11 protein-coding genes and 1 pseudogene are annotated in these 13,790 nt (G+C 45.5%); 5 read left to right on the forward strand and 7 right to left on the reverse strand.

The genetic code is table 11. The features are described 5' to 3' along the window. Positions 1–38: 38 nt before the first annotated feature. Together EAE30_RS01505 and EAE30_RS01510 are read right to left on the reverse strand one after the other, a co-directional pair. Positions 39–389: a hypothetical protein gene (locus tag EAE30_RS01505; RefSeq protein ID WP_123014345.1), complete on the reverse strand. Its 351-nt coding sequence runs from the start codon at positions 387–389 to the stop codon at positions 39–41. A gap of 220 nt (positions 390–609) precedes the next feature. Continuing rightward, the gene (locus tag EAE30_RS01510; RefSeq protein ID WP_123014346.1) at positions 610–1,215 is read right to left on the reverse strand and encodes a MarC family protein; all 606 of its coding nucleotides are present in this window, start codon (positions 1,213–1,215) and stop codon (positions 610–612) included. 471 nt (positions 1,216–1,686) lie between these two features. Between EAE30_RS01510 and phoA the strand changes: the two genes are divergently transcribed. Continuing rightward, on the forward strand, positions 1,687–3,105 hold the full coding sequence (gene phoA, locus EAE30_RS01515) for an alkaline phosphatase (protein WP_123014347.1): 1,419 nt from the start codon (positions 1,687–1,689) through the stop codon (positions 3,103–3,105). Between the two features lie 136 nt (positions 3,106–3,241). On the opposite strand, the gene EAE30_RS01520 is transcribed toward phoA, so the two are convergent. Beyond that, positions 3,242–4,855: a BCCT family transporter gene (locus EAE30_RS01520; RefSeq protein WP_123014348.1), complete on the reverse strand. Its 1,614-nt coding sequence runs from the start codon at positions 4,853–4,855 to the stop codon at positions 3,242–3,244. Between the two features lie 504 nt (positions 4,856–5,359). Here EAE30_RS01520 and EAE30_RS01525 point away from each other — a divergent pair. Continuing rightward, positions 5,360–5,797: a DUF3859 domain-containing protein gene (locus EAE30_RS01525; protein ID WP_123014349.1), complete on the forward strand. Its 438-nt coding sequence runs from the start codon at positions 5,360–5,362 to the stop codon at positions 5,795–5,797. A gap of 127 nt (positions 5,798–5,924) precedes the next feature. On the opposite strand, the pseudogene EAE30_RS18920 reads toward EAE30_RS01525, so the two are convergent. Further along, positions 5,925–7,928 (reverse strand): annotated as a pseudogene (locus EAE30_RS18920) (BCCT family transporter). 250 nt (positions 7,929–8,178) lie between these two features. On the opposite strand from EAE30_RS18920, the gene EAE30_RS01535 reads away from it, so the two are divergent. Next, a complete protein-coding gene (locus EAE30_RS01535) occupies positions 8,179–9,075 on the forward strand; it encodes a LysR substrate-binding domain-containing protein (protein ID WP_199287036.1) in 897 nt (298 codons plus the stop codon). Between the two features lie 57 nt (positions 9,076–9,132). Here EAE30_RS01535 and nrdG read toward each other — a convergent pair whose 3' ends face one another. Together nrdG and nrdD are read right to left on the reverse strand one after the other, a co-directional pair. Next, complete coding sequence (nrdG, locus tag EAE30_RS01540) at positions 9,133–9,609, reverse strand: anaerobic ribonucleoside-triphosphate reductase-activating protein (RefSeq protein ID WP_123014350.1); 477 nt, start codon at positions 9,607–9,609, stop codon at positions 9,133–9,135. A gap of 1 nt (position 9,610) precedes the next feature. Then, entirely contained in the window at positions 9,611–11,731 is a 2,121-nt protein-coding gene (gene nrdD / locus EAE30_RS01545) for an anaerobic ribonucleoside-triphosphate reductase (RefSeq protein WP_123014351.1), read from the reverse strand. 255 nt (positions 11,732–11,986) lie between these two features. Here nrdD and EAE30_RS01550 point away from each other — a divergent pair, with 255 nt between their 5' ends. Beyond that, positions 11,987–12,886, forward strand: a complete 900-nt coding sequence (locus EAE30_RS01550) for an endonuclease/exonuclease/phosphatase family protein (RefSeq protein WP_123014352.1) — start codon at positions 11,987–11,989, stop codon at positions 12,884–12,886. A 71-nt stretch (positions 12,887–12,957) separates the two neighbouring features. On the opposite strand, the gene EAE30_RS01555 is transcribed toward EAE30_RS01550, so the two are convergent. Further along, positions 12,958–13,233, reverse strand: coding sequence for an ArsR/SmtB family transcription factor (locus tag EAE30_RS01555; RefSeq protein ID WP_123014353.1), 276 nt, complete (start codon positions 13,231–13,233; stop codon positions 12,958–12,960). A 273-nt stretch (positions 13,234–13,506) separates the two neighbouring features. Between EAE30_RS01555 and EAE30_RS01560 the strand changes: the two genes are divergently transcribed. After that, on the forward strand, positions 13,507–13,746 hold the full coding sequence (locus tag EAE30_RS01560) for an RNA recognition motif domain-containing protein (RefSeq protein ID WP_123014354.1): 240 nt from the start codon (positions 13,507–13,509) through the stop codon (positions 13,744–13,746). The last annotated feature ends 44 nt before the right edge of the window (positions 13,747–13,790 follow it).

Here is a 13,790-nt window from a genome sequence, read left to right on the forward strand (position 1 = left end):
TGTGGGAAAACATGACACAAAGACAATAACGCGACAACTTATAATCCAAAACCAACTTTGGGTAACTTACGGATTGAACGAACACCCCATGCGGCAAGACTGGGTTTAGGTTCCCCTTTGTGCTCTCCCAAACAAATGTATCCTCTCGCCAAATAACGGTATAAAAAATCGCCCCCTTCTAACGCCGCGTTTTTATCGTCCCCCACAGGAAGAGCAATGCGCTCAACACGTAGATCGGTGGCCGCTTTAAATGCAAGATAAGCGGTAGAAGCAATCGGATGAGCATCTAACTCTTTAATTAACGCTTTATCTGATTGCTTAGCTAAATGGCGGCTGAACAACATGATCAAACGCATTTGCTGTTCAGATGAAATAATGAGCATCTCCATGATGGCGCTCCCTTTGAAACAAAGCATTATATCTGAAAGCAGCGCCCAACTCTATTGAGTCGTACCACATCAAAAAAGTGACACTGTAATGATGTTCCCTATCCCATCGGCGTCACTAGACTCTATTGCTTGCCAAGCGTTAACACGTCTTATCCGCCAATCAATACACAGAGCGGACGACGACGTTTGCTTGCCATCTTTTCTTACCGAATGACTAGAATTAACTGCCTAAATTGGCCATACCGAGTGCGTCCATCACGAATTCTACAGAGAGCGCCGCTAGAATCATCCCCATAATACGGGTTAACAAGGATGCGCCACCATTGCCGATAACACGAAGGATTCCTCCGGAAAACAACAACAACAGCAACGTCGACGCTAAGACGGCTAACATCGTCAACGAGGTGATCGCTTGTTGTTGAATCGTGTAGACATTGTTATCTGTGATGAGAATGACCGCGAGAATGGCCCCTGGTGATGCCGTCGCGGGAACCGCTAAAGGAAAGATAGAGATGTCATGCATTGGCTCTCCGGTTTCCTCTTTCTTGCCATCGGCAAAAATCATCTGCAAACCGAATAAGAATAAAATAATCCCCCCAGCTACCTGAAATGAAATTAAGCTAATGCCCATCGCGCCCAAAAGCAACTGACCAACACCAATGGCCCCAACTAAGATCACCACCGCATAAAAAATGGTTCGATAAGCGGTTTTTCTTCGCTCTTTCGCCGGCATGGTTGCGGTTAAACTCACAAACAATGCCATGGTACCGATGGGATCAACGGTAGCCCAAATAATAAGAAAATCATGTATTACTTTATCTATCACAGGCCGTGTATTCCTTTATTCATATACTATACAGAGAGTCCCTCATAATCGGATAACTAGGCGAGACTGGAGAGACGTCGCCTGTTGTGTTTGGTGTGTGAACCCCACATCTTTCATCTTATAAGAAAACTCAACAAACACAGGCGGAACGTAATCTCTATAATACTATATTAAAGGTAAATAAATGACGTCATGTCTTTGCCATTTGTTACTAAGTGTTTAGTTTCGTGTTAGAAATACGCAAAAGCGGATAAAACCAAGCTGGAACGGCTCATCATGGTGCAGAAAACTCGCACTACTCTCACCTCAAATAGCATCCTATGCAATACCTTCTAGGGCTCTTTAGTTCGCAACTCCCGACTTACCGTCTCCTATTTGCACCCTTTTATATGCCACAGTCATCATAATGAAATAATTGATTTTTATGCTTAATTCTCCACTCATTCATACTATGCATAAAGGAATCAAGGAATGAAACTCTCTCTAATCGGGCTAGCCGTAAGTACGACATTAGCCTTATCCGGCTGTGCGGATCATACTTCCGCCCATGATGATCTCGCATGGACTCAACGCGCAGCAACGGGTGATCTCACGGCTTTCGGCGGAGCGCGACGTTTGCATCAAGACATCAATCAACCATTGCAACAGGCACTGACTGACAGGGATGTGAGAAACGTTATATTATTGATTGGCGATGGCATGGGAGATTCAGAAATTACCATTGCTCGTAATTACGCCAAAGGGGCAAGTGGCTTTTTTAGTGGCATTGATATGCTGCCTTTTACTGGTCAATACACCCACTATTCACTCGATAAAAAAACGCATAAACCCAATTATGTCACAGATTCAGCGGCATCAGGCACGGCCTGGTCGACCGGAACAAAAACGTATAACGGCGCTCTAGGAGTCGACGTATACGGCCAGCCTCATCGATCTTTGCTTGAAATAGCAAAACAAAGCGGACTGGCAACTGGCAATGTCAGCACTGCTGAAATTCAAGATGCCACACCCGCCGCTGAATACGCACATATCTCACAACGAAAATGCTATGGGCCGAAAGTAACAAGTGAACGTTGTCCACAAGCCTTACTATCAAACGGCGGGATGGGGTCGATTACAGAACAACTCATCAACACGCGTGCGGATGTTACTCTCGGTGGCGGCGCGGCAACCTTCGCAGAACAAGCCCAATCCGGAGAGTGGCGCGGCAAAACCTTAATGCAGCAAGCGCAAGCAAAAGGCTATCAGATTGTACGAAATGCTAAAGAATTGGACGCCTTACACACCGCCACCCCATCCCAGCCAGTACTAGGGTTGTTTGCACCCGGCAATATGCCCGTGCGCTGGACTGGCCCAAAAGCCAGTTATCACGGCAATCTGAAACAGCCACCCGTCACATGTCAAACCAATCCACAACGCACTGCCGATATTCCTACACTGGCGCGGATGACCCAAAAAGCCATTGATCTCTTGAAAGAAAATGATAAAGGCTTCTTTTTACAGGTTGAAGGGGCATCAATTGACAAACAAGACCATGCGGCGAATCCTTGCGGGCAAATTGGCGAAACAGTCGATCTGGATGAAGCGGTTCAACAAGCCCTTGCTTTCGCCAAGCAAGACGGCCATACCTTAGTGATTGTCACTGCCGACCATGCCCATTCTTCTCAAATTGTGTACCCAGATGCAAAAACACCAAGGTTATCGGAAGCGCTAATGACACATGATCATACGGTGATGTCAGTCAGTTATGGTAACTCAGAAACGAGCAGTCAAGGACATACAGGGACGCAATTGCGCATCGCCGCATATGGCCCTCAAGCTGACAATGTGGTCGGATTGTCCGACCAAACGGATCTCTTTTTCACGATCAAAAACGCATTGAAATTATAAGTAAGGCGGCTCTTCACTCATGAATGGAGATACCGACCCTATTGAGTGATGACAGCATCGCTATCACAGCAGACTGCATGACCAAAAAAAAGACCAGCAAAGGCTGGTCTTTTTCGTCGAGGAATCGTCTTCGCTACTACTTAGTGTAAAGATGCAGCTCGGTTCTCAACCCTCTTACTAAGCTAAAACACATCAAGAGCAAAATAAAGTTGAATGGTAAAGCCGTCGTTACCACGCCCGATTGCAAAGCTTGCAAGGCATCAGTACCACCGATCCAAAGCATCATCGCGGCAATTGCACCTTCAATCGACGCCCAGAAAATACGCTGCGGTATGGGAGCATCAATTTTACCACCAGCGGTAATGCTATCGATAACCAATGAGCCAGAATCCGATGATGTAATGAAAAACACCAAAATAAGCACAATCGACACAACAGAGATAATGTGACCATATGGCAGTTGGTCGTATACTTGGAACAAGGTAAGAGAAATATCAGTCAGACCATTCGTTCCTAGTGCTCCTACTTTATTGATCACTTGATCCAAAGCGATACCGCCAAAAATCCCCATCCAAACAATAGTGACTAATGTTGGAATAAACACGACTGCGAACAAAAACTCTCGCACGGTACGGCCCTTAGAAACGCGGGCAATAAACATACCGACAAATGGTGACCATGAAATCCACCAAGCCCAGTAGAATACCGTCCAACCATGCATCCATGTTTCATCTTCACGGCCATGCGGATTACTCAACGGAATAATATTTTCAATATACGCCATCAAGGTTTCAGGAACGGACTTGATCGCGGTATTAAAGCATACAATCGTAACGAAAATGAGCAATAAGAACGCGAAGACCATATTGATGTTACTCAGCAGTTTTACTCCGCCGTCAATGCCGCGAACCACTGAAATAATGGCAATCAAAGTCACAAAAACAATGACCACCAATTGCATACCAAATCCACCGTCGGTACCAAAGACGTAGTTGATACCACTTGTGGCTTGCTGAGCACCCAGCCCTAAAGACGTGGCTAGACCAAATAACGTCGCCAATACGGCCATGATATCGATGATGTGTCCCAACCAACCCCACGCTCTATCACCAAAAATCGGATAAAACACAGAGCGCATGGAAAGAGGTAAACCTTTATTGTAAGCAAAAAAGGCCAGTGACAGCGCAACGATTGCATAGATAGCCCAACCATGAATCCCCCAGTGGAAGATCGTCGCCCCCAAGGCAAGAGACTTCGCTTCCGGTGTCATTGGTGGCACGTTGAGAGGGGTTCCGAACCAATCGGTGTAATAAGCGGTAGGCTCTGCAACCCCCCAAAACAACAAGCCAATCCCCATCCCGGCAGCAAACAGCATCGCCAGCCAAGAACCACGAGAGTGGTCAGCAACAGAGTCTTTGCCACCAATGCGAATCTTGCCTAGTGGCGATAACATAATCGCAAAAGTAAATAAAACAAAAAAGTTAGCGGACCACATGAACAACCCATCGAACTGGTCAATGATGCTGTTTTTCACCGCGTTCAGCGTGTCTTTTGCAACGCTTGGATCAACAAAAAGTAGCGAACCTAAAAATAATAAAATAAGTCCAGCGCTGATACCAAAAACAGGGTTATGTACGTCAAACCCCCATTTCTGAACGTTATCCTGACCGACCTCATAATCCGTCGTGTCTATGCTGTACTTTTTATATACATCTTTATCATTGTGCTGCTTATATGCATCCTCGTCCATAATAATACCCTAATGGTTATAGCCCTTCATGCCTTTGAAAAGCGAAAAACAAGAAAAAAGCGAAAAAAAATGATTAGTGCTCTAATTGTATTTTCAAGATATTAGCAGCATAACTGCCTCTTTTGCAATAAATAATAATAACTAAGACATACCTTTCTCTAAAAATTACCCTCAAAAAGATAGAATTTTCGTATGATTTAACTCACTCGGCAATGAGCCAATCATACCGTTAAACCGCCCTAGCCACTTACCATAAACACGGTTCATGAAGGCCTATTATCTGCAAGAAAAGCGGATAGAATGCACCCTATTCACCTAAGATACCGCCTCATTATGACAATTTGGGGGCGAGCTTGTGATGCGGGTTTTATGGGCTACAGACTGATTATTCGCGTCTGCCCAGCGCCATTCACTCTGTTCTATCCCTTCGCCTTGCATTTAATTTGAAGCCTAACGGGTATTTACGTAAAATCCGACCACAACTTCACCTACAGGACACGACGCGTGGCAAAACGAACCCCAGTCATCAGTATCTCTTCTTATGGCATATACTCTCATTGGGATGAAAAATCCAAAGCACTTCCCAAAATTCGTGAATTCACGCAAATTATTCCGGCCAAGGAAGACATTGAATTTGGTTTTACCGTCAACATCAAAAAAGCCAAAGGCGAACTGCTGACGTTCTGTATTCACCATCCTGGCGTGGTAAATAAAAAAGGACAAATTCTCGCCCCGTTTGATGGCGAAGTGTATGTTCGCAGTAACGATTGGGATTTCTATTTAGGCGACACGATTCAACTGCATTGCCCTATCAATGGCTTAGAGAGTAATTTGGGCAAATGGCATATGGTGATGGAGATGCAGGGTAAAGTCATTGCGGAAAAGACGTTTACAGTCATGGCAAACGACGCCGATCAATTTTGGAAAAAACGGGGATTTTAATCCTAATACTGATCCGTGATCTCGCTCAGTATGTAAAAGCGCGACATCCCCTAATAAAAAGTTAGGGGATATCGCAAGCATGATGACGTACTATTTAACCTTGCATGATACTCCCTGATTTCTTTCTTTAGCGTAGCTGATTCAAGAAATACAGATGCTTTTCATAGTGGTCAATAATATCGGCAATCAATTGATTGTGGCTATAACCACAAATATCGTATTGTAGCGAACCTTCACGAAGATACACTTTAATGCAGCACTGTGTGCTTGGTTTATTCTTACTGCGCTCGCCAATGAAAGAAGGGGAACTCGTTTCACGTACCCAAGCGCCATATAAGAAATTACGCTCATCGCCATGGTCAACCGCTAGATAGCAGTGGCTATCTTCAACGTGTACTTTAGTGTTCAATCCTTTTTTCTCAAAGACGCCAGCGACATCACGCATTGCACTGACCACATTATTTTGTAAAAAGTCCATTGCTTGCGGTTTTTGCGGCAGAGAGATCAATTGCTCTAATTGTTGCTCCCAACTGGTTTCTTGGATACGTGCTAAGCTACTTGGCGTGGATTGGTTAAGATGCTGCATGCTATCTTTTTTGATCATTTCCAAACGCAAAGATTTAAATAACCCAAATCCAACCAGTAGTAAAATCGGTGCAAATGGCAACGCAGAAGCCAGCGAGGCCGCTTGCAATGCCGCTAACACGTCTTGGCCTCCAGCAATCACCAACGCTGCTGCGACAAGCCCTTCTGAAACAGACCAGAAGATACGTTGTTTCACTGGTGTTTCATCACCATCTTTAGCTGTTAAGGTATCAATCACCAAAGAGCCAGAATCTGACGATGTGACAAAGAATGTGAAAATCAACAAGGTTGCAATAACCGATGAAATGCTTGCTAAAGGCAAGGTATCAAGAAAACGGAATAATGAGGTTGGCGTATCCGCAAACACTTGATCAACAAGGTTTGGCATTGTTCCTGTCATGATGCCATGCAATGCGGTATCACCAAATACGGTTAACCAAATAATGGTGACTAATACCGGCACAAATAATACACCAAGCACAAATTCTTTAATCGTACGGCCGCGAGAAATACGAGCGACGAACATACCAACAAACGGAGACCACGCAATAAATCATGCCCAGTAGAACAAGGTCCAACCGCCTAAGAATGACTGTGTTTTATCACTGTTAATGTAAGCAAAGCTATTGAATGTCATGTCGACAATTGATGAGACATAACTATCGATGTTTTGCGCTAACGATTGGAAAATGAATAAGGTTGGTCCGGCAATCGCCACAAAAACCAATAGTACAACCGCTAGGTTCAGGTTCCACTCGGACAGACGGCGAATACCACTATCTAATCCAAGGCACACTGAAATACTCGCCATGGTTGTCACAATGGCAATCAATACCAATTGAACCCCAGTTGTCATTGGAATATCAAATAGATAATTTAATCCAGAGTTGATTTGCAAGACACCAAGGCCGAGTGACGTCGCGATACCAAACATGGTGCCAAATACCGCAAGAATGTCGACTACATAGCCAATAGGACCATAAATACGATTCCCAATAACTGGATATAGCGCCGAACTAATACGCAGTGGCAAACCATGGCGGAAGCTAAAGTAACCTAATGCCAGCGCAACGATAGCGTATACACCCCAAGCATGAACTCCCCAGTGGAAGAAAGTCAGCGTCATTGCATGACGTGCTGCTTCAACAGTCGAAGGGTCGCCTGTCGGTGGGTTAGCATAATGGAATACGGGCTCGGCAACGCCGTAAAAGATTAATCCAATCCCCATACCCGCAGAAAACAGCATGGCAAACCATGACATATAACTGTATTCCGGCTGGCTATGATCTGGTCCAAGTTTAATGCTGCCATAACGGCTAAATGCTAACACTAGGGTTATGATGAGAAAAATACCCATCGAAAGCAGATAGAACCAGCCAAATGTATCAATGATCCAAGCTTGTAATGAACCAAACCATTGGCCTGCCGTTTCTGGCATTAATATAGTAAATAACACAAACAGGACGATAAGACTGGCTGATGGATAAAACACGGGCGGATTAATACCGGCTATTTTAGGGTGATTGTTTTCCGTCGTAATACTCATAATTAGAAGATTTCATTGACCTCATGATAAGAGAATGGAGACCGAAGGCTGATTTGACTATGAGCTGAGAGTCACGACACAGGACAACTAATCCGATGATGCATCGCTTAAATGGGAGTGATTAATGCCACTGTGATCGACAAACGAACATAGACATTGATAGTAAAAGCCGTCGATTTTGATGGGTGGTATTGTGAGGCAGGGCGCTATATTATGAAAACGATAAATCTTAATAAGAGTATTACGAAACGTGATAATAAAGAATGCAAACCATCGCCCGTTGGACTTAGTGTTGCTCAAAACATTCGTTCAGGTGATTGATAGTCAGAGTTTTACCTGGGCGGCCGAAGAACTGCATTTGGCGCAATCCACAGTCAGCGCCCATATCAAACGACTTGAAACCTTCGTTGGTTCAGCTTTGCTTGAAAAACATCAGCGTATGCCTGAGCCAACACTAGCAGGACGCAAATTACTCGTGCATGCACGGAGGTTACTCAATCAAAATACTCTGGCATGGCAAGACCTGTGTGATCATCGTCTAGAGGGTACCATACGCTTAGGTATCCCCGATGATTACTTGGTTTATATTCCCAGCATGTTATCCAATTTCGAAAAGAGGTTTCCTGACGTCGAGTTGCAAGTGCATTGTGGGTTAAGCGTTGAATTACTCGATAAGCTGCATGCCAATACGCTCGATTTAGCGATCACAACTCGCCAACCTTATACACCCGGTGGCACAGTTCTATATCATGAAAAAACCGTTTGGGCGGCGGCAGAAGGATTCGACATCAATAAGAGGGCCGAGTTACCGTTAGCATTGTCAAGAGATGGGATGTGCATTTTTCGTCAGCGCGGTATTGAAGCACTAAACAGTGCGGGAATTCGCTGGCGTGCAGCTTATACAAGCGCCAGCTTATCTGGGCTAAGTTCGGTGGTGAAAGCGGGGCTGGCGGTCACCATTTTAACCCCGTCCATGCTGGTGCCCGGTATGGTCACACTAAACGCCGACATCGGTTTACCAGACTTACCCTCAACAGAGATAGCCTTGCACCGTCATCCTTTCGCAAAAGACAATCCTATCGTCGACGAGCTAGTGGATTGCTTCCATCAGCTTAAACCACTCAACAACGGTAAGACCCTATGCTAAAGATGCGCCCCCTCAAAGGAGCGTAATGTGAGCGCAGAACGGGGCAGTAATCCCCCGCTAGCTCTTACTTAAGTCAAATCGATGAATGATTTGGTTAGCACTGCCCCGCCACAATAGCTCAGGATCGTATTGGCTTTGTTCGAACTTGCCATCAATTAACACATCAATTTGATCTGTGATGGCGCGCTGGGCTTCGCTCAGTTGATTGAGTGTGTACCCGGTCCACAGCCAGATGTCTTTCTCTGGACATTGATGTTTCACGCGAGTGACGAGACGTTCAATTACCGCTAAGTTAGCAGGATGTAGTGGATCCCCCCCCGACAGCGACAAACCACGCCGTTTGATTCGCGTATCCATCAGATCGGCAATGATGCGATCTTCCAAGGCCTGCGTATACACATGTCCTGAGTCGACTCGCCAAGTGGATTGGTTATAACAGCCTTTACAGTGATGTTCGCACCCTGCCACAAACAAAGTGCAACGCGTGCCTTCACCGTTCACCACATCCACTGGATGATATTGATGATAGTTCATTCTATAGATGCTTCACGCGGCGCTGAACCTCTTGCTGCTTACCCAAGTTAAATGGACGCGCATCAGGGCTGCCTAGGTAACCGCATACTCGACGGATCACTGAGACTTTTTCCGTATCGTGATTACCGCATTTCGGGCACACAAACCCTTTGCTGGTGCAATTGAACTCTCCAGTAAAGCCGCATTCATAGCACTCATCGATTGGCGTATTGGTGCCATAATAAGGCACTTTACTATAGCTGTAGTCCCAGACATTTTCTAACGCTTCGATATTACGCTGCATATTGGGAAATTCCCCATAACAGATAAAACCGCCGCTTGAGAGTGCGGGATATGGCATTTCGAAATCAATTTTATCGTACGGATTCACGCTTTTTTCCACATCGAGATGGAAACTGTTCGTGTAATAGCCTTTGTCGGTCACACCGTCCACAACCCCGAAGGTTTTCGCATCCAATGAACAAAAACGATGGCATAAATTTTCACTTGGTGTGGCATACAAACTAAAGGCATACCCAGTTTCTTGCTTCCACGTATCAACGGCTTGACGTAGGTGTTGTACAATACGAACCCCTTCTTGACGTAGCGTGCCATCGTCGTAGATATGGGCATCAGTACCAAACAAGGCATTGATGGCTTCATACACCCCGATGTAACCCAAAGAAATCGACGCTCGTCCGTGCTTAAAGATGTCAGCAATCGGATCATCGGCGTTCAGCCGAACCCCACAAGCGCCTTCCATGTATAAGATAGGGGCGACGCGGGCTTTCACATTCTCAAGCCGTGCAATACGCGAATCTAATGCGCGACGCGCGATCACAAGCGTCTCATCCAGTAACTCATAAAACCGCGTGATGTCGCCTTTGGCCTTGAGGGCGATGTGTGGCAGGTTCACACTCACCACCCCTAAGTTATTACGTCCATCATGAATTTGTTTGCCATGTTCTTCATACAGATTGAGAAAACTGCGGCACCCCATTGGCGTTTTAAACGACCCTGTCACTTCAACTACGCGATCGTAATTGAGGATATCGGGATACATACGCTTACTGGCACACTCAAGCGCCAATTGTTTGATGTCGTAGTTGCAATCACCGAAGCGCTGATTGACCCCTGGTTTAATCGCAAACACCAATTTTGGAAACACCGCCGTCTTACGATTTTTACCGAGCCCAGCAATCCGGTTTTTCAAAATAGACTGTTGGATGAGCCTTGCTGACCACGACGTTCCAAGTCCAAACCCCAATGTAACAAACGGGGTTTGCCCATTCGCGGTATGCAGCGTATTAACTTCATACTCCAGCGATTGAAAGGCATCAAAACATTCTTTCTCTGTGCGTGACTCAGCAAAACGTTCCGGGTGTGGGATGTCCCATTCAATCGCCACATTCAAATGTTTTTGATAACTGGCTTTCACATAGGGCTCTAAAATTTCATCAATGCCATTAATGGTCGTGCCGCCATAGATATGGCTGGCAACTTGGGCGATGATCTGTGCAGTCACGGCTGTCGCAGTCGAAATCGACTTCGGTGTTTCTATTTCCGCGTTGCCCATTTTAAAACCACCGGTCAACATGCCTTTTAAGTCGATTAACATACAGTTAAACATTGGGAAAAACGGCGCATAGTCTAAGTCATGATAATGGATCTCACCACGCTCATGAGCAGTGACAACGTCACGAGGAAGGATGTGCGCTTTGGCATAATGCTTTGCCACAATACCCGCCAATAAATCGCGCTGTGTAGGAATCACCTTGCCATCTTTATTGGCATTTTCGTTTAATAATTCGGCATTGCTTTCTTGAATTAACCCTTCGATTTCTCGATTCAACGCACTCTGCTTTTCACGTGCCACATCACGGTCATGTCGATATTCAATATACGCTCTGGCAAGCACTTTATGCGGTCCTTGCATCAATTCATTTTCCACTCTTGTTTGAATATCCCTGATCGCAATCCGCTGGTACGTTGCGCATTGCTCCGTCACGCGTTTCGCCACCAGCGCGGCATACTCGGTGATCTCAGGTGTCACGCTACTGGCAGCACTGGTAACGGCGGTTTGAATGCGGATGGGGTCAAAGCGTGCTTGTGATCCGTCTCGTTTGATGACTGTGGGTGCCACTGTGTTCTCCTTTTTCGAATGCGATAATCGCACCCATTACAGGATGTGGTATTATTTCGCACTCTTGATACTATATGTAGGGAAAACATTAGACGCTGATCTCATGAGGTCGTTGTTGATGTAGATCAAAAAGGTTCTGCACGCGCACAAGACATCGCCAATAATGACTGATGGATCGAAAATTTTTCACCCGCTATTGGTGAGTATATAATTCAGTCGTTACGTTCATCACAGTCAACATTATTGAGAATTAGAATGAAAATACTTTTTGGTTGGTTTATCGGTATTATCGCGATATTTGCTGATGCAACGGTCGCCAAGGCGCAGCCGCTTACCGTCATGACGTGGAATATGGAATGGCTCACGCTAACGCCCTCGCCATTTGGACCGCCACGAACGCAAAGCGACTACACCGCAATGCAAACAGAACTGAATCGCACGACCCCAGATGTATTCGCCTTTCAAGAAGTGGACAGCCCGGAAGCATTGCAGCGTGTCATTGGCAAAGACTATCGTATTTACTTCTCTGATCGCCGCCAAGCACGGTATGCCAACACCCACCAGTTTCCTAATGTCAATCAATACACAGGGATCGCCGTCCATCGCTCAATTGCAACGGAGGATCCAAGCGATGTGGATTTATTGCCGGATCGCCACCACAGTAAATTACGATTTGCGACCTATGTGATCCTGACGCTTCCTAAACAGAAAATTCATATGCTATCGGTGCATTTAAAAGCCGGTTGTAAAACGGCGTATCATGCAAAGCAGCGGAGTTGTCGACTGCTGAAAAAACAAGGTCAAGCGCTCAACCAATGGGTACAACAACGCGTTCAACAAAACCAAGCCTATGTCATCCTCGGCGATATGAATCATCAATTGGCTTACCCTAACGATTGGTTATGGAACACCATGACGGCTGACATTACGCCCCACCCCGTGCTATCAACCCGTTATACTGCATCGCGCTGCATTGCTCGCTCCGCATCGAAACCAACACGGACGGTGACGTTTCGACGCTTAATTGATCACATTATCCATAGTCGTAATATTGTAATGCGCACCGCTGAGCAACAACCGTTCGCTCGCGATGATGTGCTTAAACATCATTTATCCGATCATTGCCCGATCGTCACTCGATTAACTGCGAATTAAGAAAACGAATAAATATGGATACGTCGCAAGCGTGAATGTATGCAACGGTCACACATTCACGCGCTGAAAGGTTATAAAAAGACGCGTTTTAAGGTATTGACGATATCGGTCACTCGATGATCCACTAAGGAATAGAACACCTTCTGGGAATCCTTACGAGCTTGAATGATATGATGATTGCGTAAGACAGTAAGATGCTGAGAAAAAGCCGATTGACTCAGATTGGAATATTTCAGCAAATCTCCTACGCCCAGTTCGCCAGAGGTCAATTGATAGACCACCATCAAACGCTCAGGATGAGCTAAAATACGCAGCCATTCCGACACTTCTTCTGACTGTGCGCGCATCGTTTGAATGTCGTTCACCCCTCATTTCCCCATGTTATGACAAAAACCATAGCATAGCGCCACTCAATATTAGTTGCAACTTTATAAGACTCGCTAACATTAGGTGCGGCTAATTTGGGGTAGACATCACGTTTTCGTGCTGTGCCAACGACCCATTACTCTCATCATTGACCAACGTTATCCTGCTTAACGAGCAATACCGTGATAAGCGGTCGCTTTTATCAAGCTGAAGTGACATAATGACGCGGTAATTTACTCATAAAACGGTTTTCTATGAAACTTCTTGTTCGCAATTTAGCGCGTACGCTCTCCGAGCATGATGTCCGTGTCTTGTTTTCAGAATACGGCGATGTCACTCACTGCAATTTAGTCTTGGATGCAGAAACGGGGCAATCTAAAGGCTTCGGCTTTGTTGAAATGCCTGACATCGATGATGCTCAGCGTGCCATGAACGCTCTGAATATGTCCACGGTCCAAAAAAGTAAGATTCGCGTAAAAGCAGCGCAAGAATAAACGCTTGTGACACAAATACAACAAAGCCAGCCTCAGGGCTGGCT

Origin of the sequence: Vibrio zhugei (assembly GCF_003716875.1) — a bacterium.
GTDB classification, from domain to species: domain Bacteria; phylum Pseudomonadota; class Gammaproteobacteria; order Enterobacterales; family Vibrionaceae; genus Vibrio; species Vibrio zhugei.

Bases quoted from the DNA above. Each gene is read 5' to 3' on its own strand.
- EAE30_RS01505 (WP_123014345.1), bottom strand. From the start codon at position 389: ATGGAGATGCTCATTATTTCATCTGAACAGCAAATGCGTTTGATCATG.
- phoA (WP_123014347.1), top strand. From the start codon at position 1,687: ATGAAACTCTCTCTAATCGGGCTAGCCGTAAGTACGACATTAGCCTTA.
- EAE30_RS01520 (WP_123014348.1), bottom strand. From the start codon at position 4,855: ATGGACGAGGATGCATATAAGCAGCACAATGATAAAGATGTATATAAA.
- nrdG (WP_123014350.1), bottom strand. From the start codon at position 9,609: ATGAACTATCATCAATATCATCCAGTGGATGTGGTGAACGGTGAAGGC.
- EAE30_RS01550 (WP_123014352.1), top strand. From the start codon at position 11,987: ATGAAAATACTTTTTGGTTGGTTTATCGGTATTATCGCGATATTTGCT.
- EAE30_RS01555 (WP_123014353.1), bottom strand. From the start codon at position 13,233: ATGCGCGCACAGTCAGAAGAAGTGTCGGAATGGCTGCGTATTTTAGCT.
- EAE30_RS01560 (WP_123014354.1), top strand. From the start codon at position 13,507: ATGAAACTTCTTGTTCGCAATTTAGCGCGTACGCTCTCCGAGCATGAT.